General features: G+C 53.7%; 23 protein-coding genes. All 23 read right to left on the reverse strand.

Going from position 1 to position 21,160, the window contains the following annotated elements:
• The 23 genes from QE270_RS06550 to tkt all read right to left on the reverse strand — a co-directional run bounded on the left by QE270_RS06550 (position 1) and on the right by tkt (position 21,060).
• Complete coding sequence (locus tag QE270_RS06550) at positions 1-1,560, reverse strand: NADH-quinone oxidoreductase subunit M (protein ID WP_300036958.1); 1,560 nt, start codon at positions 1,558-1,560, stop codon at positions 1-3.
• Positions 1,560-3,602 carry an NADH-quinone oxidoreductase subunit L gene (gene nuoL / locus QE270_RS06555; RefSeq protein ID WP_300036961.1) on the reverse strand — a complete coding sequence of 681 codons (2,043 nt, stop codon included), beginning with the start codon at positions 3,600-3,602 and terminating at the stop codon, positions 1,560-1,562. Before nuoL ends, QE270_RS06550 begins: the two co-directional genes overlap by 1 nt.
• A gap of 6 nt (positions 3,603-3,608) precedes the next feature.
• The gene (nuoK, locus tag QE270_RS06560) at positions 3,609-3,914 is read right to left on the reverse strand and encodes an NADH-quinone oxidoreductase subunit NuoK (RefSeq protein WP_125230259.1); all 306 of its coding nucleotides are present in this window, start codon (positions 3,912-3,914) and stop codon (positions 3,609-3,611) included.
• Entirely contained in the window at positions 3,911-4,531 is a 621-nt protein-coding gene (locus tag QE270_RS06565; RefSeq protein WP_300036964.1) for an NADH-quinone oxidoreductase subunit J, read from the reverse strand. Before QE270_RS06565 ends, nuoK begins: the two co-directional genes overlap by 4 nt.
• 12 nt (positions 4,532-4,543) lie before the next feature.
• Positions 4,544-5,032, reverse strand: coding sequence for an NADH-quinone oxidoreductase subunit NuoI (gene nuoI, locus QE270_RS06570; RefSeq protein ID WP_300036967.1), 489 nt, complete (start codon positions 5,030-5,032; stop codon positions 4,544-4,546).
• Positions 5,029-6,075, reverse strand: a complete 1,047-nt coding sequence (gene nuoH / locus QE270_RS06575) for an NADH-quinone oxidoreductase subunit NuoH (protein ID WP_300036970.1) — start codon at positions 6,073-6,075, stop codon at positions 5,029-5,031. Before nuoH ends, nuoI begins: the two co-directional genes overlap by 4 nt.
• Positions 6,072-8,072 (reverse strand): NADH-quinone oxidoreductase subunit NuoG, encoded by a 2,001-nt coding sequence (gene nuoG, locus QE270_RS06580; protein ID WP_300036973.1) that lies wholly within the window; start codon positions 8,070-8,072, stop codon positions 6,072-6,074. The genes nuoH and nuoG overlap by 4 nt, the downstream gene beginning before the upstream one ends.
• 2 nt (positions 8,073-8,074) lie before the next feature.
• Positions 8,075-9,370 (reverse strand): NADH-quinone oxidoreductase subunit NuoF, encoded by a 1,296-nt coding sequence (gene nuoF, locus QE270_RS06585; RefSeq protein WP_300036976.1) that lies wholly within the window; start codon positions 9,368-9,370, stop codon positions 8,075-8,077.
• A complete protein-coding gene (locus tag QE270_RS06590; protein ID WP_300036979.1) occupies positions 9,370-9,507 on the reverse strand; it encodes a hypothetical protein in 138 nt (45 codons plus the stop codon). The genes nuoF and QE270_RS06590 overlap by 1 nt, the downstream gene beginning before the upstream one ends.
• Positions 9,507-10,175: an NAD(P)H-dependent oxidoreductase subunit E gene (locus QE270_RS06595; RefSeq protein ID WP_300036982.1), complete on the reverse strand. Its 669-nt coding sequence runs from the start codon at positions 10,173-10,175 to the stop codon at positions 9,507-9,509. Before QE270_RS06595 ends, QE270_RS06590 begins: the two co-directional genes overlap by 1 nt.
• Positions 10,175-10,510: a nuclear transport factor 2 family protein gene (locus QE270_RS06600; RefSeq protein ID WP_300036985.1), complete on the reverse strand. Its 336-nt coding sequence runs from the start codon at positions 10,508-10,510 to the stop codon at positions 10,175-10,177. The genes QE270_RS06595 and QE270_RS06600 overlap by 1 nt, the downstream gene beginning before the upstream one ends.
• Positions 10,511-10,573: 63 nt before the next feature.
• Positions 10,574-10,753 (reverse strand): hypothetical protein, encoded by a 180-nt coding sequence (locus QE270_RS06605; RefSeq protein WP_300036988.1) that lies wholly within the window; start codon positions 10,751-10,753, stop codon positions 10,574-10,576.
• Complete coding sequence (locus tag QE270_RS06610) at positions 10,753-11,964, reverse strand: NADH-quinone oxidoreductase subunit D (RefSeq protein ID WP_300036991.1); 1,212 nt, start codon at positions 11,962-11,964, stop codon at positions 10,753-10,755. The genes QE270_RS06605 and QE270_RS06610 overlap by 1 nt, the downstream gene beginning before the upstream one ends.
• Positions 11,961-12,710, reverse strand: coding sequence for an NADH-quinone oxidoreductase subunit C (locus QE270_RS06615; RefSeq protein WP_300036994.1), 750 nt, complete (start codon positions 12,708-12,710; stop codon positions 11,961-11,963). Before QE270_RS06615 ends, QE270_RS06610 begins: the two co-directional genes overlap by 4 nt.
• A complete protein-coding gene (locus QE270_RS06620) occupies positions 12,707-13,243 on the reverse strand; it encodes an NADH-quinone oxidoreductase subunit B (RefSeq protein ID WP_300036997.1) in 537 nt (178 codons plus the stop codon). The genes QE270_RS06615 and QE270_RS06620 overlap by 4 nt, the downstream gene beginning before the upstream one ends.
• Positions 13,234-13,608, reverse strand: a complete 375-nt coding sequence (gene ndhC, locus QE270_RS06625; RefSeq protein ID WP_300037000.1) for an NADH-quinone oxidoreductase subunit A — start codon at positions 13,606-13,608, stop codon at positions 13,234-13,236. The genes QE270_RS06620 and ndhC overlap by 10 nt, the downstream gene beginning before the upstream one ends.
• 101 nt (positions 13,609-13,709) lie before the next feature.
• Positions 13,710-14,528: an inositol monophosphatase family protein gene (locus tag QE270_RS06630; RefSeq protein WP_300037002.1), complete on the reverse strand. Its 819-nt coding sequence runs from the start codon at positions 14,526-14,528 to the stop codon at positions 13,710-13,712.
• Entirely contained in the window at positions 14,528-15,091 is a 564-nt protein-coding gene (gene efp / locus QE270_RS06635; RefSeq protein ID WP_300037005.1) for an elongation factor P, read from the reverse strand. Before efp ends, QE270_RS06630 begins: the two co-directional genes overlap by 1 nt.
• 81 nt (positions 15,092-15,172) lie before the next feature.
• Complete coding sequence (gene thiE, locus QE270_RS06640) at positions 15,173-15,796, reverse strand: thiamine phosphate synthase (protein WP_300037008.1); 624 nt, start codon at positions 15,794-15,796, stop codon at positions 15,173-15,175.
• 112 nt (positions 15,797-15,908) lie between these two features.
• Positions 15,909-16,796: a fructose bisphosphate aldolase gene (locus tag QE270_RS06645; RefSeq protein ID WP_300037011.1), complete on the reverse strand. Its 888-nt coding sequence runs from the start codon at positions 16,794-16,796 to the stop codon at positions 15,909-15,911.
• A gap of 78 nt (positions 16,797-16,874) precedes the next feature.
• Positions 16,875-18,074: a phosphoglycerate kinase gene (locus QE270_RS06650; protein ID WP_300037014.1), complete on the reverse strand. Its 1,200-nt coding sequence runs from the start codon at positions 18,072-18,074 to the stop codon at positions 16,875-16,877.
• Between the two features lie 8 nt (positions 18,075-18,082).
• Entirely contained in the window at positions 18,083-19,090 is a 1,008-nt protein-coding gene (gene gap, locus QE270_RS06655) for a type I glyceraldehyde-3-phosphate dehydrogenase (RefSeq protein WP_300037017.1), read from the reverse strand.
• Between the two features lie 11 nt (positions 19,091-19,101).
• Entirely contained in the window at positions 19,102-21,060 is a 1,959-nt protein-coding gene (gene tkt / locus QE270_RS06660; RefSeq protein ID WP_300037020.1) for a transketolase, read from the reverse strand.
• Positions 21,061-21,160: the final 100 nt, after the last annotated feature.

A 21,160-nucleotide genomic window follows, 5' to 3' on the forward strand; every position in this document is an offset into this window, starting at 1 on the left:
TCAATGGCTCCCCTCAGCCATATTTTTTTCCGGACCATGCACAACGCGGTAAGGCGCAGTTGTCGGGTCTACTAATTTGATTTTGCTATCCCCGGCGGGTGCAGCGCGTTCGACGCGGGCGACAATCGTTGCGACATCGCGGCGGATAGGCGCCAAAAATGTCTCAGGATACACACCCATCCACAAAACCACGACGGCAATAGGTGCAAGAAGCCACATTTCACGGCCATTGACGTCCGACATAGCGGCAGCATCTGCATTGACCTGCGGGCCAAAGGCGATACGGCGATAGAGATACAGCATATAGCCAGCGCCAAGGATGATCCCAGTGGTCGCAATCAACGTAGCCCAAGTCGAAACCTTATACGCGCCGGCAAGACTCAAAAACTCGCCCACAAAACCGCTAGTTCCCGGCAAACCAACGCTCGCCATGGTGAAAAGCATGAAAAGCAAAGCATATTTGGGCATATTGACGCTCAGACCGCCATATCGGCTAATTTCGCGGGTATGCAGGCGGTCATAAATGACGCCAACGCACAAGAAGAGCGCACCCGAAACAAGACCATGGCTCAACATCACAATGATCGCGCCTTCAATGCCCTGTTGGTTAAACGTAAATAGGCCAATAGTCACAATTGCCATGTGCGCGACCGAGGAATAGGCGATCAGCTTTTTCATGTCCTGCTGCACCAAAGCAACCAGCGACGTATACACAACGGCCACCATCGACAGGCCAAAGACCAATGGAATGAAGTCGGCACTTGCTTCAGGGAACATCGGCAAAGAAAAACGCAGAAAGCCGTAGCCGCCCATTTTTAACAACACGCCCGCCAATATGACGGAGCCTGCGGTCGGCGCCTGAACGTGCGCGTCGGGCAACCATGTATGTACTGGCCACATGGGCATTTTTACGGCAAAAGATGCGAAGAACGCAAACCACAGCCACTTCTGCGCTTCAACAGGGAAATCCGTGTTAAGCAAAGTCGGAATATCCGCCGTGCCGGCAAACTGGATCATCCACAGCATCGCGATCAGCATCACCAGCGAGCCGAGCAAGGTGTAGAGGAAGAATTTGTAAGACGCGTAAATCCTGTCCTGTCCGCCCCAAATACCGATAATCAGATACATCGGGATCAATCCAGCTTCGAAGAAGATGTAGAACAGCAGCAAGTCCTGCGCCGCGAAAACGCCAATCATCAACGTTTCCATGAGCAAGAACGCGGCCATATATTCACCAACGCGCTTCTGTATCGAGGTCCAGCTTGCGCCGATACAAATCGGCATCAGGAACACGGACAGCATGATAAGCGTCAAGGAAATGCCATCAATGCCAAGACGCCAGCCAATTGGCCCGAACAAGGTAGCTGCTTCAGTAAACTGCCACTGCGCGCCCGCCGGATCGTAGCTAAGCCATAGCACGACACCGAGCGCTAGGTTCGCCAGCGTGGCCACCAACGCGATTAACCGCGCCTTTTCAGCCCGCACAAAAAGGCAGAATGCTGCCGCAACCACCGGAATGGCGAGCATGATAGAGAGTATAGGGATATCCGCGGCGTTCATTATATTCTCACCATCATCCAGCTAACCGCGACGACGAGGCCGAGAAGCATCACAAGCGCATATGTATACAGATAACCCGATTGCATCCGGACGGCCATTTTGCTGCCGAAAGACACAGCGGCAGCAGACCCATTGGGTCCAAAGCGGTCGATGATCCCGATGTCCCCCTGCTTCCAGAAAAGGCGACCGAACCAGAATGCGGGCCGCACAAATAGGAAACTATACAGTTCGTCGAAGTACCATTTATTCAGAAGGAAACGATAGATTGGAGCGAAAGTCGCAGCCAAGCGCTGCGGCGCGTCCTTTGACAACTGATACATAGAAAACGCTGTTATCAGACCCAGTAACATTGCCACTGTCGACGACAGCTTCACCCACATCGGCACCTCATGCATCGCATGCATCAAATGTTCGTTGAAATAGAGGGTGCTGTTGGCCCAAAACGCCTTACCGGCCTCTGCCTCAATAAACTGATTATGGAAGACAAAGCCTGCAAACACAGCGCCAAGCGTGAGCAACGCCAATGGTGTTAGCATCGACCATGGGCTTTCATGGGGATGATAACCCGCCGTCCCGTCACGTGTCGTCGCGTGCGCATGTGCATCATGGTCATGCTCATGGTCGTGGTCACCATGATCATGCACCGCGTGCTGAATATGCTCGGATTGTTCCCAACGTGGCTTGCCGAAGAAGGTCAGGAACATCAGCCTCCAGCTGTAAAAACTCGTCAAAAGCGCAGCGATCACACCAATGGCAAAGCCGTACATATGATAGGTTGATCCACTGGCGAACGCGGCCTCAATAATCGCGTCCTTGGAATAGAAGCCCGCAAATCCGCCAACCCCTACGATGCCAACGCCCGTAATTGCAAGCGTTCCAGCCATCATCGCCCAAAATGTCAGCGGGATATGTTTCCGAAGGCCACCATAATAACGCATATCTTGTTCATGGTGCATTGCGTGGATTACCGAACCCGCACCCAAGAACAACAACGCCTTGAAAAAGGCATGCGTGAACAAATGGAACATTGCCGCGCCATATGCGCCTGACCCTGCTGCAAAGAACATATAGCCAAGCTGCGAGCAGGTTGAATACGCGATAACACGCTTGATATCCGTTTGCACCAAGCCGACCGTTGCAGCAAAAATAGCGGTCGTCGCCCCGACGATTGTCACAACGTTGAGCGCAAATTGGCTCGTCTCGAACAAAGGCGACAGTCGGCAAACCATAAACACACCAGCGGTCACCATAGTAGCCGCGTGGATCAGCGCCGACACAGGTGTCGGCCCTTCCATTGCGTCAGGTAACCATGTGTGCAGCCCTAGCTGCGCCGATTTGCCCATCGCGCCGATGAACAGCAATATACACAGCAAGCTCATCGTATCCACACGCAAACCAAGGAAGCCAATGCTTGAGCCGACTTTATCAGGTGCAGCAGCGAGTATTTCAGGGATGGAAACCGTGCCAAATAACCAGAATATGCCAAAAATACCCAGCATAAAGCCAAGGTCGCCAACGCGGTTGACCACAAACGCCTTAATTGCTGCCGCATTCGCGCTTGGTTTTTTGTACCAGAAACCAATCAGCAAATAAGATGCAAGACCGACACCTTCCCAACCAAAGAACATCTGGACTAGGTTGTTGGCAGTTACGAGCATCAACATCGCGAAAGTAAACAGCGACAGATAGGCAAAAAAGCGCGACTGGTCGGGGTCTTCCTCCATATAGCCCCAGCTATACAAATGGACGAGCGCAGACACGCTGGTGATGACGACCAACATGACCGCAGTGAGCGCATCGACACGCAATTCCCAGTCAAACGTCAAATCGCCGGACTGCACCCATGTCATCACGGGCTGCACATAAGCGGTTTCACTGCCGCTTAGAAAACCAATGAAGATCGGCCAGCTCAGGAACGCGGCGATAAACAACCCTGCGGTTGTGATCGTCTTGGCCGCCAACGCCCCAATGAAGCGCTGTCCCAGGCCTGCGACGAGCGCAGCCAAAAGCGGCAGGAAAACGATGATATGAATTGCAGTCACTGGACGTTACCCCTTCATCCGGTTGACATCGTCAACTGCAATGGTCCCACGACCACGGAAGTAAATCACCAATATGGCAAGGCCGATAGCCGCTTCGCCAGCGGCGACGGTCAACACGAACATGGCGAAAATTTGGCCCGTCAGGTCGCCTAAAAACACACTGAACGCGACGAGGTTGATGTTAACCGCCAGTAAAATGAGCTCGATAGCCATCAATATGATGATGACATTCTTGCGGTTAAGGAAAATCCCAAGCACGCCCATGACAAACAATATGCTGCTGACAACGAGATAATGTTCGATACCAATCACAACTCAATCCCCTGCCCGACGGGCTGATTAACATTACGCGTCGCGTCTTCGGGGCGGCGCTGCACTTGGCTGCTGATATTCTGGCCGCGCGTGCCATGGCTGCGCCGATGCGTCAGAACGATTGCGCCGACCATAGCAACCAACAGGATTAACCCAGCGGTTTCAAAAAGAAAAACATATTTGCTATAGAGCAAACCGCCAATAGCTTCGATGTTCGGCACTGTTGCCGACACCGTGGCTTCCCCTGCACCCGGGGTACCGAGCTTTACAGCTCCCGCTTGATAGGCACCAATACCAAGCACCAGCTCAGCCACCAGAACGACCGCCAACAAGATGCCGAGCGGCACGTTTTTGACAAATCCAGCACGCAACTCGGCAAAATCAATGTCGAGCATCATCACCACGAACAAGAACAGCACTGCCACCGCGCCGACATAGACAATGACCAAGAGCATCGCGATAAATTCGGCGCCGATCAGGACCATCAGGCCCGCAGCATTGAAGAAAGCCACAATCAGCCAAAGCACGCTGTGCACGGGATTGCGCGCGAAGATTACCATCGCTGCTGCGGCAATGACGATACTTGCAAAAATATAGAAGGATATAAGCTGGATCACGATGCGCCGCCCTTAACGATAGGGTGCATCGGCAGCAAGGTTCGCGGCGATTGCCCGCTCCCACTTTGCGCCATTGTCGAGGAGCTTGGCTTTATCATACAGCAATTCTTCTCGCGTTTCTGTTGCGAATTCGAAATTTGGCCCTTCAACGATAGCATCTACGGGACATGCCTCTTGGCAAAAACCGCAATAAATGCACTTGGTCATGTCAATGTCGTAGCGCGTCGTACGGCGGCTGCCGTCGTCGCGCGGTTCGGACTCAATGGTAATGGCAAGTGCCGGGCACACAGCCTCGCACAGCTTGCACGCAATACACCGTTCTTCACCATTGGGGTAACGACGCAAGGCATGCTCACCGCGAAAACGCGCGCTCAACGGGTTCTTTTCAAACGGATAATTGATCGTCGCTTTTGGCTTGAAGAAATATTGCAAGGTTAGCCAATGCGCCTTGACGAATTCCCACAAGGTGAAGGTTTTGATGAGATGAGCGATACTGGTCATGCGAAATGTCCTGTGAACATAAGATAGCCGCTCACCAAAAAGACCCAGAACAGCGAGATGGGCAGAAAGACTTTCCAACCCAGACGCATCAATTGGTCATAGCGGTAACGCGGCACGGTCGCCTTCACCCATGCGAAGATGAAGAACATCAACAGGATTTTGGCAAAGAACCAGATAATACCGGGAACAAGATAAAGCGGCGCCCAATCAACCGGTGGCAAATATCCGCCCCAGAAAAGTATCGCATTGAGCGCGCACATCAAAAGGACGTTTGCATATTCGCCAAGCCAGAACAAAGCGAAGGCCATGGACGAATATTCGGTTTGATAACCAGCAACCAGCTCGCTCTCGGCCTCAGTCAAATCGAACGGTGCGCGGGCGGTTTCGGCCATTGAACTGATTAGAAACATGACAGCAATCGGGAACAACAAAGGGTTGAAGGCATAAGCGTTGATGAAGCCAAAGACGTGGCCACGCTGGCCTTCGATAATGCCACCTATGTTGAATGTGCCAGCCCACAAAACAATGCAAATCAGTATGAACCCAATAGAGACTTCATAGGATATCATTTGCGCCGCAGCCCGCATGGCGGAATAAAACGGATATTTGGAGTTGGAAGCCCAGCCCGCAATCACAACGCCATAAACGCCAAGACTGCTGATCGCCAGAATATAGAGCAAACCAACATTGATGTTCGACAGCACGACACCGTCGGCAAACGGTATGACTGCCCATGCCATCAAAGCCACGGTGAAGGTGATGATGGGCGCGATCAGGAACAGGCCGCGGTTTGACGCGCTTGGAATAATCGTTTCCTGCAAGAAAACCTTCAGGCCATCTGCAAAAGATTGCAGGACACCAAAGGGCCCAACCACGTTTGGCCCCCTTCGAAGGGCAAATGCGGCCCATAATTTACGTTCCGCATAAATGATCATCGCCACCGCTAACATCAGCGGCAGGGCGATAAGGAGGATCCCCGCGATGGTCGCGGTGAACCAGGCCGCGTCATAACCCATGCCCAAATTTTGGAAGAAGGAGGTCATTCCGCCGCCTCCAGAATCTGCGTTCCGTGCACCAGCTCCGAAGAGCATTTCTGCATCGTTTCCGACGCGCGGCAGATGGCGTTCGTCAGATAAAAATCCTTGATTGGATAATCGGCAATTTTGCCATTAACTTCCGCCGAAAGCGACGGTTCGTTCCAACCATAATTGGCGAGACCCTCAACACCAAGCGCCGGAACCACTTTTGCCATTTCGCCGCGCAACGCGTCGACACTGTCGAACGGCAAACGCTTGCCCAATGCGTCGGATAATGCGCGGAATATCGCCCAATCTTCACGTGCATCGCCAGGCGGGAATACGGCACGCTCTCCGCGCTGCACTCTGCCTTCTAGGTTCACATAAGTACCCGATTTCTCGGAATAGGCAGCACCTGGCATAATGACGTCAGCATGATGCGCGCCATTGTCGCCATGATGGCCGACATAGACCTTAAACGTATTACTAAACAGGCTGTAATCAACCTCATCCGCGCCGAGGAAGAATGCCAGCGTGGGCGATGCTGCCGCCAGCTTCTTGATGCCGCCGTCATGCGCATAGCCCAACATCAGCCCGCCCATGCGCGCCGCTGCAAAATGCAGGACGTTAAATCCGTTCCAGCCATCACGCACCAGTTTGAACTTTTTGGCAAACGCCAACGCCGCCCCATGCACGCCTGCATAACGCAACGCGCCGCCGCCGACGATGATTGCAGGACGCTCCGCATTCTTCAGCGCCTCTGTAAGGGCCTTGGGCGCCTTTGTGAGGGCGCTCAGGTCGTCGCCCAGCCACTCAACCTTATATGTCAGGTCCGTCACTGGCCCAATTGCAAACACCTTTGCACCGCGCTTTCGGATTGCCTTTTGAATACGCGTGTTCACCAATGGTGCTTCACGCCGCAAGTCGCTTCCAACCAACAGGATAACGTCGGCATTCTCTATGCCTGCAATCGTGGTGTTGAAATTTACCGCCGAAAGCGAAGATGTGTCATAGGCTAGGCCAGTTTGACGTCCTTCAAGCATCGACGTGCCCGCCAATGCGCGCGCCGCGAACATGGTCTCGCAATCAACCTGATCACCAGCCAATACAGCAGCTTCGCCGGTCCAATGGGCTTTGATGGCATCAAATGCCTCGACCCAACTCGCGGCAACAAGCTTGCCGTCCTTGCGGATATATGGCTTGTCCAAGCGGCGATGCGTCAGGCCATCAACCGCATGACGCGTTTTGTCCGATGCCCATTCTTCGTTCACATCGTCATTGATACGCGGCAATGCGCGGAGCACGGCCCTGCCCCTGCTATCAAGCCGAATGTTGGTGCCAACAGCATCCATCACATCGATGCTTGGCGTCTTTTTAAGCTCCCAAGGACGCGCTTCGAAAGCATAAGGCTTCGACGTCAAGGCTCCCACAGGGCACAGATCAACCACATTGCCCGAAAGCTCGCTTTGCATGGCGTGCTCAAGATAGGTCGTAATCTGCATATTTTCGCCGCGACCAATCGCGCCGACTTCTTCAATGCCCGCGACTTCTTCGGCGAAACGGACGCAGCGTGTGCACTGGATACAGCGCGTCATCGCTGTTTTGACCAGCGGACCCATATATTTTTCAGTGACCGCACGCTTATTTTCCTCAAAGCGCGAAGCACCGCGACCATAAGCAACGCTTTGGTCCTGCAAATCGCACTCGCCACCTTGGTCGCAAATCGGGCAATCGAGCGGGTGGTTGATGAGCAAAAACTCCATCACCCCTTCACGCGCCTTTTTGACCATTGGCGTATCGGTGCGGATTATTTGGCCTTCGGTGGCGGGCAACGCGCACGATGCCTGTGGCTTTGGTGGCCCGGGGGCTATCTCGACCAGGCACATCCGGCAGTTACCCGCGATGGACAGCCGCTCATGATAGCAAAAGCGGGGTATTTCTTTCCCCGCCATTTCGCATGCCTGAAGCACTGTGGCGCCTGCAGGGACTTCGATTTCTAATCCGTCTACGGTGACTTTAGGCATTTTTACTCCGCCGCCTCCAGCATATTATTGCCTTTAGCTTCATGAATGCGCCGCTCCATCTCGGGACGGAAATGCTTGATTAGCCCCTGAATAGGCCAAGCCGCCGCATCGCCGAGCGCGCAGATGGTGTGGCCTTCAACCTGTTTGGTGACGTCGTACAAAGTATCGATATCACCTATTTCAGCATTGCCGATGCGCATCTTTTCCATCACGCGCCACATCCAGCCTGTGCCTTCACGGCAAGGCGTGCATTGGCCGCAGCTTTCATGCTTGTAGAAATAGCTCAATCGCGAAATGGCACGCACAATATCGGTGGACTTGTCCATCACGATGACCGCTGCGGTGCCTAGGCCGGAACCAACAGCCTTGCAGCCGTCAAAGTCCATTGGCACGTCCATCATCATCGCCGCAGGTACCAATGGCACTGACGACCCGCCTGGGATGACAGCCAAGAGATTATCCCAACCGCCTCTGATGCCTCCACAATGCTTTTCGATGAGCTCACGAAATGGGATACCCATTTCTTCTTCGACGACGCATGGCTTTTCAACATGGCCAGAGATTTGGAACAGTTTCGTGCCATGGTTGTTCTCACGACCAAAGCTTTTGAACCAAGCGGCGCCGCGCCGCAGGATCGTTGGCACAACCGCGATACTTTCGACATTGTTGACCGTGGTGGGGCAACCATAAAGCCCTGCACCTGCTGGAAAAGGCGGTTTCAAACGGGGCTGACCCTTTTTGCCTTCAAGGCTCTCGATCATCGCGGTCTCTTCGCCGCAAATATATGCACCCGCGCCGCGATGAACAAAGACGTCGAAGTCATAACCGGACTTGGCGGCGTTTTTGCCGAGTAAGCCCGCTGAATATGCCTCAGCAACAGCCTGTTCCAGAACCTTTGCTTCGAAAATATATTCACCGCGAATGTATATATAGGCTGCACGCGCGCGCATCGCGAAGCCAGCGATCAGAGCGCCTTCAATTAACTTATGTGGATCATGACGGATGATTTCCCGATCCTTGCAAGAACCAGGCTCGGACTCATCGGCGTTGATGACAAGGAAATTGGGACGCTCTGGCGTTGGCGCTTTTGGCATGAAGCTCCACTTCATACCCGTGGGGAAGCCAGCACCGCCGCGACCGCGCAGGCCAGAGGCTTTCACCTCCTCAATAATCGCGTCCTGCCCAACCTTCATCAAGGCGGCTGTTTTATCCCAATCGCCGCGTTTCTGCGCCGCTTTCAGGGCGAAATCCTGATAGCCATATAGATTGGTAAAAATGCGGTCTTTGTCAGCGAGCATCAGCCCAAACCTCCAAGAAAAAACCATGCAGCGCCTGCGATAAGCAACCCGATCACGCCAAGTTTAATAATGCCAGTCAGCAATTTCCACGCGACGAATGCCGCGATAAGAACACCAATGAGAGGAAGAAATTCCATCACCAATCGCCCCGGTAATCATGGTTCTTGTCGACCATCGCCTGCAGCGTAGTCGCGCCGCCAAAGGGCTCAACTGTGTGGCGACCAGGCAATTGCGTGCCGACCTTCGGCTGCTTGCCCTCTGCGAGATCGCTTAGGATAGCGGTCATGCTGTCATAATCGAGATCTTCGTAATTATCATCGTTGATCTGCACCATAGGTGCAGAAGCGCAGTTACCCATGCATTCAACTTCATTCAAAGTGAACAGGCCGTCGGGCGTTGTTCCACCCTTGACCAGTCCGCGGTTCTTGCAAGCCGCGATTATGTCATCCGACCCGCGCAGCATGCATGGCGTCGTGCCACATATTTGCACATGAAAACGGCCAACTGGGGCGAGATTGTACATCGTGTAAAAGGTAGCGACCTCATAGGTCCGCATATATGGCATGCCGAGATAGCTTGCGACATATTCGATTACCGGCACTGGCAACCAGCCTTGGGTCTGCGTTTCTTCGCCCACCTGACGTTGCGCCAGATCAAGCAACGCCATCACGGCAGATTGCTGACGCCCCGCGGGATAGCGGCCGATGAAGATATCTGCCTTCGCCTTATACGCTGGCGAAAAGGCAAAACCGCCCCACTTGGCGCGGGTTTCAGCTTCATCAGGGATATGCACTGCACCAGCCATTAGCGGACAAACTCCACGCGCGACACTTTGTCGCCTTCAAAACTGTAAATCGACATGACATCAAAGGGTTCAGACGATTCCGAACGATACACTTTTTCGTACAACACAGCGTAATCGCCTAAAGCATAGCTTGCCACAATCTCTGCCCTATTCTCGGGGAATTCAGCAAACATTGCCTTCAATCCCGAACGAACACCCTCTTTCCCGTCGCGAACAACGGCCCCGCGATACACAGCCTCGGCAGCATCATCGGTCATTAACGACACATAGGCGTCTGCGTCTTGTGCATTATAATACGCAATCATCTGCTGCGCGGTTGCGAGGTGCGCGCTCATTGGACCGACCTTCCCTGCGACAATGCAGAAGCGGAAACTTTTGGGAATTCGCGAAAAAATGAGTCAGCCATGTGCTTCTTTCCGTCCCCAAATCCGTCCAATATATGCCCCAAAGATCATAGCGGCCGCGGTCGACCCAACTTCCTTTGCCGAAATCTCAGCATGAAAAAGATACAGATAGGCGGCAACCAACGCGACCGATCCCATGGCAGCGGATACCAGAAACATAAGCTCGCGTGTCATCAGCGGTCACACTCCCCGAACACGATATCGAGCGCGCCTAATATGGCGGTCGTATCCGCAAGCATGTGCCCGCGGGTCATGAAATCCATCGCTTGGAGATGCGAAAATGCCGTCGGCCGGATTTTGCAGCGATAGGGTTTATTGCTGCCATCGGCGACAAGATAGACCCCGAATTCGCCCTTGGGGCTTTCGGTGGCGACATAGACGCTGCCTGCTGGTACTTTGAAGCCTTCGGTGTAGAGTTTGAAGTGATGGATCAACGCTTCCATCGACTGTTTCATTTCGGCCCGCTTGGGCGGAACAACCTTGCGATCGTCACTGCAAACCGGACCTTCTGGCATTTGTTGCAAGCATTGCTTCATGATACGAACAGATTGACGCACTTCTTCAACGCGCACCATGAACCGATCATAGCAATCGCCGCGCGTGCCGACGGGAATGTCAAACTCCATCCGATCATAGACGTCATAAGGCTGGCTTTTGCGGATATCCCAAGGGATGCCAGCGCCACGGATCATCGGGCCGGAAAAGCCCCATTTTATGGCGTCTTCCTTCGAAACAATCGCGATATCGACGTTGCGCTGCTTAAAAATACGGTTGTCGACAACAAGCGACATAGCGTCTTCAAACAGTCGCGGCATGCGATCATCCAGCCATTCAGCGATGTCGGTCAGCAGCTTCAACGGCACATCCTGATGCACGCCGCCCGGACGGAACCAAGCCGCATGCATACGCGCGCCGCTCGCCCGTTCATAAAAGCCCATTATGTCTTCGCGAATTTCATACAGCCACAAGGGCGGTGTCATCGCGCCAACGTCAATGATATGGTGGGCAATATTCAGCGTATGGTTCTTTATCCGTGTTAGCTCGGCGAACAACACCCGCAGATATTGCGCGCGGATCGGCACTTCCAAGTCCAGCAGCTTCTCGATAGCGAGCACATAGCTATGTTCCATCGCCATTGGCGACGCGTAATCCAAACGGTCAAAATAGGGCAAAGCCTGTAAATAGGTCTTATACTCGATCAGCTTTTCCGTGCCGCGATGCAAAAGACCGATATGCGGGTCAAGCCGCTCGACGATTTCACCATCCAACTCCATCACCAAACGCAAAACGCCGTGCGCTGCGGGGTGCTGTGGCCCGAAGTTAATCGTGTAGTTCTGGATGACGTCATCGCCAGTGTTGGGCGCGAGATCTTGCTGCATGCTCATGCCTTGTCTCCCGTCGCCTTAGGCTTTCGAACACTGCGTTTAACGGCTTCCTTGTTCGCAGCTTTACCAGCGCCAGTCTGTGTCGCTGTATCCGTCGTTTTGGGTGTAGGCGGTGGCGCAGCGTTGCCAGCACCCCCGCCGGTTTTCTCGTCGCCCGGCAGGATATAATCCGCGCCTTCCCATGGCGAGAGGAAATCAAAATTACGGAAATCCTGCGCCAATTGAACTGGCTCATATTTGACGCGTTTTTCTTCTTCGGAATAGCGCAGTTCGACATAGCCAGATAATGGGAAGTCCTTGCGTTGCGGGTGCCCTGCAAAGCCATAATCTGTCAAAATTCGGCGCAAATCCGTATTGCCCGAGAATAGCACACCATACATGTCGAACACTTCGCGCTCCAACCATCCGGCAACAGGCCAGATGCCCGTAACCGACGGAACTGGCTGATCTTCATTCGTCACAAGATGGACGCGGATGCGGTGGTTTTTAGTCAGGCTCAACAGGCAATATACCACCTCAAACCGGGGATCACGATCAGGCCAATCAACGCCGGCGATTTCCATCAATTGCTGATATGCGCATTCGTCACGCAGTTTAATCATGCACTCCACCAGTGCATCGCGATGAATATGCACAGCAATTTCATTATTGGCTTCTTCAATAGAAACCAGATGCTTACCCAGTACTTTTGAGATGGATTCTACCGTGCCATCAGGCGTGGTAATCAAAGGTGCGGAATGGGTCACCGTTCAATGGTTCCAGTCCGGCGGATTTTACGCTGCAGCTGCATGATACCGTACAACAATGCTTCTGCGGTCGGTGGACATCCTGGCACATAAATGTCGACGGGCACCACGCGATCGCAACCGCGCACAACACTGTAGCTATAATGATAATAGCCACCACCATTGGCACAGCTTCCCATGGAAATAACATATTTCGGCTCAGACATTTGGTCGTAAACCTTGCGCAAGGCAGGTGCCATTTTGTTGCACAGCGTCCCAGCCACAATCATTACGTCGGACTGACGTGGTGACGCACGTGGCGCTATGCCAAAGCGTTCAAAGTCGTAACGCGGCATATATCCGTGGATCATCTCTACGGCGCAGCATGCAAGGCCAAAGGTCATTGGCCACAAGGAACCGGTGCGTGCCCAGTTAAACAGATCTTCCACGGAGGAAACGACAAAACCCTTGTCGTTCACTTCGCTTTCAATATCCTTGAAGAAGGCTGCATCGGGCGCTTGCACATCCGAGAGTGCTGGTGTGACTACTCCCATTCGAGTGCTCCCACTTTCCATGCATAAATAAAACCAATGACCAGTTCGAACAGGAACAGCATCATTGTGCCCCAACCAATCCAACCTGTTTCACCGAGGCTAACTGCCCAAGGAAACAAAAAGGCGGCTTCAAGGTCAAAAATGATGAACAGGATGGCTACGAGATAGAAGCGGACATCAAACTGGCTCCGCGAATCTTCGAACGCAGGAAATCCACACTCATATTCCGTCAACTTCGCTTCAGTCGGCTTATGTGTGCCCGTCAACCGAGACACACCCATAGGCAAAAACACAAATGCCGACGACAAACCGAGCGCCACCACGAGGAAAAGCAGTATAGGCAAATATTGCGACAAATCAGTCATATCAGACTCGCTTCCGAACCCCGTAAGATGCGGCGCTTTTAGGCAGAAGAAACCTGACCTGCAAGGCCAAGAATCGGCATTTTTTCTAACATTTTCATGGTTTATTTTATGGCGCCGACCAACAGCTTATGTAGCTTGCTATGAAGTATGTCATTTGCCGCCAAAACCTGAACATCTGCTATGTGCGGGCTCCGTCCGCGATAGTCAGTTACAAAGCCGCCAGCTTCGCGCACCAACAAACATCCCGCAGCCGTATCCCAAGGTGACAAGCCGCTTTCCCAAAAACCATCATAGCGGCCAGCGGCGAGCCAAGCCAGATCAAGACTGGCAGCACCAAAGCGCCGGATACCCGCGACCGAAGGACCAATCGCGCCAAAAATCTTGGCCCATTCGTCAAAATCGCCATGCCCCTTATATGGTGTCCCGGTCGCAATTAACGCTTCATTTAACTGCCGGCGTGCCGAAACACGTAAACGACGATTGCCTAACCAAGCGCCCTTACCCCGTTCCGCCCAAAAGCTTTCATCCGTAATCGGGTTGTACACAAGGCCTGCAAAAATATCACCCCAGCCCGAACCGTCGGGCTTTGGATCTTGCACAGCAATCGAGATCGCAAAATGCGGAATGCCGTGAAGAAAGTTGCTGGTTCCGTCGAGCGGGTCGACGATAAAACGAGGCTTGCCCTCGGCGCCAGCAATCTCGCCGCCTTCTTCCATCAAAAAGCCCCAATCGGGCCGTGCGATTTCGAGTTCCCGAAAAATCGTATCTTCGGCGCGTTCATCGGCCTTGGAAACGAAATCGGCAGGTCCCTTTTGCGACACCTGCAAATGTTCGATTTCGCCAAAATCGCGGCGAAGCTTTCCACCCGCTTTACGGGCGGCTTTTTCCATGATGGTCAAAAGACCGGTTAATGCAGGCATTAATCAGCCTTCCGGACATATTCCCGCTCGTACACATCCACCACGATCCGCGTGCCCGAGCTGATGAACGGCGGCACCATAACGCGCACGCCATTGTCGAGAATTGCAGGCTTGTAACTGGAGGATGCTGTTTGGCCTTTAACCACGGCATCTGCTTCAACGACCGTTGCTTCGATATGGTCAGGTAAAGCCACGGAAAGCGCTTCATCGTCATACATTTCCATGACAACATCCATACCATCCTGCAGGAACGCCGCAGCATCACCCAAAAGGTCGCTTGGCAACGTCACCTGGTCGTAGGTTTCCTTGTCCATGAACACCAAATTGTCACCTTCGGCATAAAGAAACTGGAAATCTTTCTGGTCAAGGCGCACTTTTTCAACGCTTTCCGCCGAACGAAAACGGATATTATTTTTGCGGCCATCCCGGAGATTTTTGAGCTCCACCTGCATATATGCGCCGCCCTTACCCGGTTGGGTATGCGCGGTCTTTACGACGCGCCATAGGCCGCCTTCGTATTCCAGAATGTTACCCGGCTTAATTTCAACCGCGTTGATTTTCATGAGTGCACTCGCTTGACAGATGGAAAGAGCAGGCACGCAAGAACGTGCCGTTGGACGCGGCCTTTAGCGATGACAGCGCGATTAGGCAAGCAGTGCGTTGAACGCCTTTACGGCTACTGCGGGACCCTGAGGATGGGTCCAGACCGCGTTGCTAACGGCAATGAAGTCCGCGCCACCATCAATCAACGGCTTGGCGTTATCAGCTGTGATGCCGCCAATAGCCACGCAGGGCACTTCGGTTACAAGAGACCATTTCTGCAATGTATCCAAATCAGCAATATGCTCAACGGCCTTCGTCTGGGTTGGATAAAAGGCCCCAAAGGCAACATAATCTGCGCCTGCCTCAGCCGCTTCCATCGCGAGATGGCGACTGTTGTGACAGGTAACGCCAATCTGCGCGTCGCGGCCAAGCAGTTCGCGTGCTTCGCTAACGTCACCATCACCCTGACCCAAATGCACGCCGTCAGCCTTCAACCGTTTGGCGAGCGCTACGCTGTCGTTAACGATAAACGCTACATCATGCGCGGCGCAGATTGCCTGCAGGGGCTCTGCCAGGGCAGCAGCCTCATGCTGGTCCACATCCTTTACGCGAAATTGGAATGCGGCGACTGGCCCCGCAGATAACGCAGCCCCAAGCTGAACGGGAAAATCGCCGCCTACTTCAAGCGGCGAGATAAGATATAATTGGCAGGGAAATTCTTTCATACTGGGCTCAATAGCGCGGCTTTAGGCCAGCGGCAAATCCCTTGCGCATTTACTGCCGACCTATATCAAAACTGGCCTCAAACCTCGAATACGAATTTACGTGGCCCTGACCCTAAGTCGCAGACGCTGCGTGAATTTCATCGATAGCGCTGGCGAGTGCCGCGTCAAATTCGTCCGTGGTCATCTGGTGGCGCAGATCTTCCAACAACGCGCGGGAGAAGCTTGCGATCATCCCTTTGTTCTCGGCAAGCTCGGCGCACGCTTCAGGACGGGCATAGCCACCAGACAAGGCGACAACACGCAAGACGCGTGGATGGTTGATGAGCCCATCAAACGTACCCGCCTCGGCCGGAATTGACAGTTTAAGCATCACCTTGTGGTCGCCTGACACATTATTCAGCGCCTTCAATATCTCGTCGCGCAGGATAATGTCGCTTTGCGCGCGGTCAGCGCTTTTGATGTTCACTTCAGGTTCAATGATCGGCATCAGCCCATTCGCTAGGATCTGCTCAGCCACTTCAAATTGCTGCTTCACGATCGCCGCGATGCCCGAAGGCGAAGCCTGATTGATTACGGAGCGCTTTTTCGTACCAAACACGCCCTTGGCCTTCGCGCGCTGAAGCAGTTCATCAAGACCGGCTATTGGCTTCATCAATTGAACACCATCCGCTTCGTCCTCAAGTCCCTTGTCAACCTTAAGGAATGGCACCACGCCGCGATCTTGCAGCGCTGCTGGAACGGGCTTGCCCCCGGCGTCGCCATCCATCGTCCGTTCGAACAAGATCGCGCCCAACACTTTTTCGCCGGAAAAGCTCGGTGCAGTAATAATCCGCGCACGCATGTCGTGGATCAACGCAAACATTTCCTCGTCGTTTGTGTAAGCATCTTCTTCGACACCATAACCCCGAAGTGCCTTGGGTGTTGAACCGCCGCTCTGGTCAAGCGCAGCGATAAAACCAGATGCAGTGGCCACTTTTTCAAGCATTTCAGCGTAATTCATCAGCAACTTCCTTAATTTTACCTCGTGCATACGTATGCACCAACAGTTGAAAAAAAAACGAGGCGCTACCTCGAATGTTTAAACGATATTCAAAGCATCAACACCGGGGAGCGGCTTGCCTTCCATCCACTCCAAAAAAGCACCGCCCGCGGTCGAAACAAAGGTAAAATCTTCAGTTACTCCAGCGTGCGCCAGCGCAGCAACAGTATCACCACCACCTGCAACCGACACCAGCGAGCCTTCGCGCGTCAACGCAGCGGCTGTGCGGGCCAGTGACACTGTAGCCGCGTCAAAAGGTTCAATCTCAAAAGCACCCAATGGACCATTCCACACCAATGTGCGGCAATTTTTCAGTACATCCGCAAGCGCCTCAACAGCGGCAGGCCCAACATCGAGGATCATCTCATCAGCAGCGACTTCATGGACATTCACTGTCCGAACCGGAGGATTTGCGCGGAATTCGCGTGACGTCACGACGTCATAAGGCAAATGCACGGTGCAGCCAGCGGCGTCCGCGGCGTCCATGATGGCATTGGCTTGGTCGGCAAGATCGTGCTCGCACAAAGACTTCCCGACATGCACACCGCGTGCGGCCAAAAAGGTATTCGCCATGCCGCCACCGATAATCAGATGGTCAACTTGCTTGACCAGATTATTCAACACATCGAGCTTTGTAGAGACCTTTGCTCCGCCAACTACGGCTGCCACAGGATGCTCTGGCGAACCAAGTGCCGCTTCCAACGCTTTTAACTCGGCTTCCATCGATCGACCAGCATAGGCCGGCAGGATATGCGCGAGCCCTTCGGTTGACATGTGCGCACGGTGCGCCGCCGAAAATGCGTCATTGACGTAAAAGTCCCCGTTCGCGGCAACGGCACGTGCAAGTTCAGGATCATTCTTTTCTTCACCAGCCCAAAAACGGGTATTTTCGAGAAGCGCGATGTCACCATCGGCCAATATACCCACCGATTGCGCCACAACATCGCCCGCAACTTCCGGTACAAACATGATTTCGCGGCCAACCACCTCTTGCAAGGCATCAAGCACCATAGACACTGACATTTCGCTATGCTTGGCCCCCTTGGGACGCCCGAAATGTGCGAGCAAAAGGACCTTGGCCCCCTTATCCGCCAGTTCCAGCACCGTCGGCAACAACGCGCGCATGCGCGTTTCATCCGTCACACGCCCGTCGGCCATGGGTACATTCAGGTCAACGCGAACAAGTGCCCGCTTTCCCTTTATATCCCCAAGATCGTCAAGCGTGCGAAATGCCATCATTCAGCTCCTTACAGCAATTTGCCTATGACGCCGGCGGTGTCTACCATGCGGTTGGAGAAGCCCCATTCATTGTCATACCAACTCAACACGCGCACCAACTTGCCGTCGATTACGGCAGTTTCAAGGCTATCGATGGTCGAGCTTGCCGGACAATGATTATAATCGATCGAGACCAAAGGCTCGTCCGAATAGGCCAGTACGCCCTTCAAGGCACCTTCTGATGCCGCCTTCAGCAACGCGTTCACCTCTTCGACGCTCGTATCACGCTTTGGCGTGAAGGTCAGGTCCACGATGCTAACATTGGGCGTTGGCACGCGGATTGCAGAACCGTCCAATTTACCTTTGAGTTCGGGCATGACTTCACCAACGGCACGCGCTGCGCCAGTTGTTGTCGGGATCATCGACATTGCCGCGGCACGCGCACGGCGCATGTCATCATGTATCTGGTCAAGGATCTTTTGATCGTTGGTGTAGCTGTGGATCGTAGTCATCAGCCCGCGTTCGATACCAATCGCGTCGTTCAGCACCTTCGCCATTGGCGCCAAACAGTTGGTGGTGCAGCTTGCGTTGGAAACGATCACATCGGCAGAGGTCAACACCTCATGATTAACGCCAAAGACAACAGTTTTGTCGACATTTTTGCCTGGCGCAGAAATCAGGACACGCTTTGCACCTGCTGCCAAATGCTTCTCGGCGCTTGCGCGATCCGTGAAAAAACCCGTGCATTCAAGGGCAATGTCGACACCATTTGCGGCATGCGGCAAGTTGGCCGGGTCACGCTCTGCAGTAACATGGATACGGTTGCCATTGACGATGATGTCATTGCCATCCGCCTCAACTGTGCCAGGGAAAGGGCCGTGAACGCTGTCACGCTTAAACAAAAGCGCATTGGCCTTGGCGGGCGCAAGGTCGTTGATTGCTACCAGCTCAAGATCATGGTCATCGCGCTCCAAAATGGCGCGTGCGACCAAGCGACCAATGCGGCCAAATCCGTTAATTGCTACTTTTACAGTCATGTTTGCTCCAATCAGCCCAAACGGGCGACAATTTGAGGGGTGATTGTGTCGGCTGTTAGGCCGAAATGATCATACAGGGCATCAATCGGGGCGGATGCACCAAAGCTGTCGATGCCAATACGCAGACCGTCGCCGACATAACGCTCCCAACCCATTGTTGTGCCGGCCTCAATCGAAACACGTAAAACGTCCGTGGGCAAAAGCTCTGATTTATAAGCCGCAGGCTGCGCGTCGAAGCGCTCCCAGCTTGGCATGGAGACAACGTCCGCGCCAATGCCTTGTGCTTCAAGATTTTCGGCCACGGTTGCAGCAATTTCAACTTCAGAACCCGTAGCCACTAAGATAACCTTGCGTGCGCCGGAAGCTGCACGAAGCTTGTAAGCGCCCTTGGCAGAGAAATTCTCACTGATATCAGTGCGCAGCTGCGGCAGATTCTGGCGTGATAGCGCCAACACCGAAGGGGTCGATGCGCTTTCGATGGCCAATGCCCAGCATTCCGCAGTCTCAATCGTGTCGCAAGGCCGATACACGTCCAAATTCGGTATGAGACGCATCGACATAATCTGTTCAATGGGCTGATGCGTTGGGCCATCTTCGCCTACACCGATAGAGTCGTGCGTCAAAACATAGATAACGCGCGTTTCTTGCAAAGCGGATAAGCGAATGGCGGCGCGGCAATAGTCGGAGAATATCAGGAAAGTGCCACCATAAGGAATGATCCCGCCATGCAACGCCATTCCGTTCATCGCTGCGGCCATACCGAATTCACGAATACCGTAGTTCACGTAACGACCAGAATAATCGTTTTTATCCAACGTACTAGTAGAAACAGTTCGGGTAAAATTTGAACCTGTCAAATCCGCCGACCCACCAAGTAGCTCAGCTATTGCAGCAGTTGCTGAAGTCAGCGCAATTTCAGATGCCTTGCGCGTCGCGATCTTCTGCGGCGCCGCAATTAAACCGTCCAGATGTGGCTTAAGCCAATCATTACTTGGCGCACCTGCTATAGCCGTTCTGAAATCAGCAGCTTTTGCAGATGCCGCGAACCGTGCGTCCCACTCCGCATGCGCCGCTGCGCCTGCTTTGCCAGTCGCACGCCATGCGCCAAGAACATCATCAGGCATTTCAAATGCAGGGTACGGCCAGTCAAGTGCAGCCCGCGTGGCAACAATTTCGTCCGCCCCAAGCGGGCTTCCATGTGGTGCTTTCGTGCCTTCTTTGTTCGGAGATCCTTTGCCAATCAACGTCCGGCACGCAATTAATGAAGGCCGATTGTCGGCTACCGCCGCCGTAATGGCCCGATCAATGTCCTTAAAATCATGCCCATCGCACGCCTCAACGTGCCAGCCACTGGCCACATAGCGCGCTGCGATATCTTCGCTAGTCGACAGATCGGTCGCGCCGTCGATAGTGATCCTGTTATCGTCCCAGAAAACGATCAAACGCCCAAGCCCCAAATGCCCAGCGAGTCCAACCGCTTCGTGGTTGATGCCTTCCATCAAGCATCCATCACCCGCAACGCCCCATGTGCGGTGATCAACCAGTTCATCACCGAAGCGCGCGTTGAGATGCCGTTCGGCCATCGCCATGCCTACCGCCATCGCCAGACCCTGCCCTAACGGACCTGTGGTGCATTCTATGCCATCAATAAGGAAATTTTCTGGATGCCCGGCGCAGGGGCTACCTAATTGTCGGAAATTGCGGATATCGTCTATGGTCGGGCTTGCGTATCCGGTGAGATACAAGGTCGCATAAGCAAACATCGACCCGTGCCCCGCCGACAGGATAAACCGGTCGCGATCGGCCCAATCGGGCGCCTGCGGATCAAATTTAAGAAATTTCGAATATAAAACCGTTGCGACGTCGGCCATGCCCATTGGCATACCGGGGTGGCCACTATTTGCTGCCTGCACCGCATCCATGGCCAGTGCCCGAATTGCATTGGCCATTTTCTGGTCACTAACGGTCATGTTCTTTCCCCACTTGTTACTCCCGAATGGGAGCGGGTGACGGGGCATATCGCAATATGCGTGACCGCCGAGTCGCTGGTCCAAACCCTTTGCGGATGCG

The sequence above is a fragment of the Sphingorhabdus sp. genome, from assembly GCF_029865925.1.
Classification (GTDB): Bacteria; Pseudomonadota; Alphaproteobacteria; order Sphingomonadales; family Sphingomonadaceae; genus Sphingorhabdus_B.

What these genes read in the sequence shown, in the direction of transcription:
- thiE (WP_300037008.1), bottom strand. Translation starts at nt 15,796, where the DNA reads ATGAAAGAATTTCCCTGCCAATTATATCTTATCTCGCCGCTTGAAGTA.
- QE270_RS06610 (WP_300036991.1), bottom strand. Translation starts at nt 11,964, where the DNA reads ATGAGCATGCAGCAAGATCTCGCGCCCAACACTGGCGATGACGTCATC.
- QE270_RS06645 (WP_300037011.1), bottom strand. Translation starts at nt 16,796, where the DNA reads ATGAATTACGCTGAAATGCTTGAAAAAGTGGCCACTGCATCTGGTTTT.
- ndhC (WP_300037000.1), bottom strand. Translation starts at nt 13,608, where the DNA reads ATGACTGATTTGTCGCAATATTTGCCTATACTGCTTTTCCTCGTGGTG.
- nuoG (WP_300036973.1), bottom strand. Translation starts at nt 8,072, where the DNA reads ATGCCTAAAGTCACCGTAGACGGATTAGAAATCGAAGTCCCTGCAGGC.
- tkt (WP_300037020.1), bottom strand. Translation starts at nt 21,060, where the DNA reads ATGACCGTTAGTGACCAGAAAATGGCCAATGCAATTCGGGCACTGGCC.
- gap (WP_300037017.1), bottom strand. Translation starts at nt 19,090, where the DNA reads ATGACTGTAAAAGTAGCAATTAACGGATTTGGCCGCATTGGTCGCTTG.
- QE270_RS06630 (WP_300037002.1), bottom strand. Translation starts at nt 14,528, where the DNA reads ATGCCTGCATTAACCGGTCTTTTGACCATCATGGAAAAAGCCGCCCGT.
- efp (WP_300037005.1), bottom strand. Translation starts at nt 15,091, where the DNA reads ATGAAAATCAACGCGGTTGAAATTAAGCCGGGTAACATTCTGGAATAC.
- QE270_RS06595 (WP_300036982.1), bottom strand. Translation starts at nt 10,175, where the DNA reads ATGGCTGGTGCAGTGCATATCCCTGATGAAGCTGAAACCCGCGCCAAG.
- nuoH (WP_300036970.1), bottom strand. Translation starts at nt 6,075, where the DNA reads ATGACCTCCTTCTTCCAAAATTTGGGCATGGGTTATGACGCGGCCTGG.
- QE270_RS06590 (WP_300036979.1), bottom strand. Translation starts at nt 9,507, where the DNA reads ATGGAATTTCTTCCTCTCATTGGTGTTCTTATCGCGGCATTCGTCGCG.
- QE270_RS06600 (WP_300036985.1), bottom strand. Translation starts at nt 10,510, where the DNA reads ATGAGCGCGCACCTCGCAACCGCGCAGCAGATGATTGCGTATTATAAT.
- QE270_RS06650 (WP_300037014.1), bottom strand. Translation starts at nt 18,074, where the DNA reads ATGATGGCATTTCGCACGCTTGACGATCTTGGGGATATAAAGGGAAAG.
- nuoF (WP_300036976.1), bottom strand. Translation starts at nt 9,370, where the DNA reads ATGCTCGCTGACAAAGACCGCATTTTTACCAATCTATATGGCTATCAG.
- nuoI (WP_300036967.1), bottom strand. Translation starts at nt 5,032, where the DNA reads ATGACCAGTATCGCTCATCTCATCAAAACCTTCACCTTGTGGGAATTC.
- QE270_RS06605 (WP_300036988.1), bottom strand. Translation starts at nt 10,753, where the DNA reads ATGACACGCGAGCTTATGTTTCTGGTATCCGCTGCCATGGGATCGGTC.
- QE270_RS06550 (WP_300036958.1), bottom strand. Translation starts at nt 1,560, where the DNA reads ATGAACGCCGCGGATATCCCTATACTCTCTATCATGCTCGCCATTCCG.
- QE270_RS06620 (WP_300036997.1), bottom strand. Translation starts at nt 13,243, where the DNA reads ATGGGAGTAGTCACACCAGCACTCTCGGATGTGCAAGCGCCCGATGCA.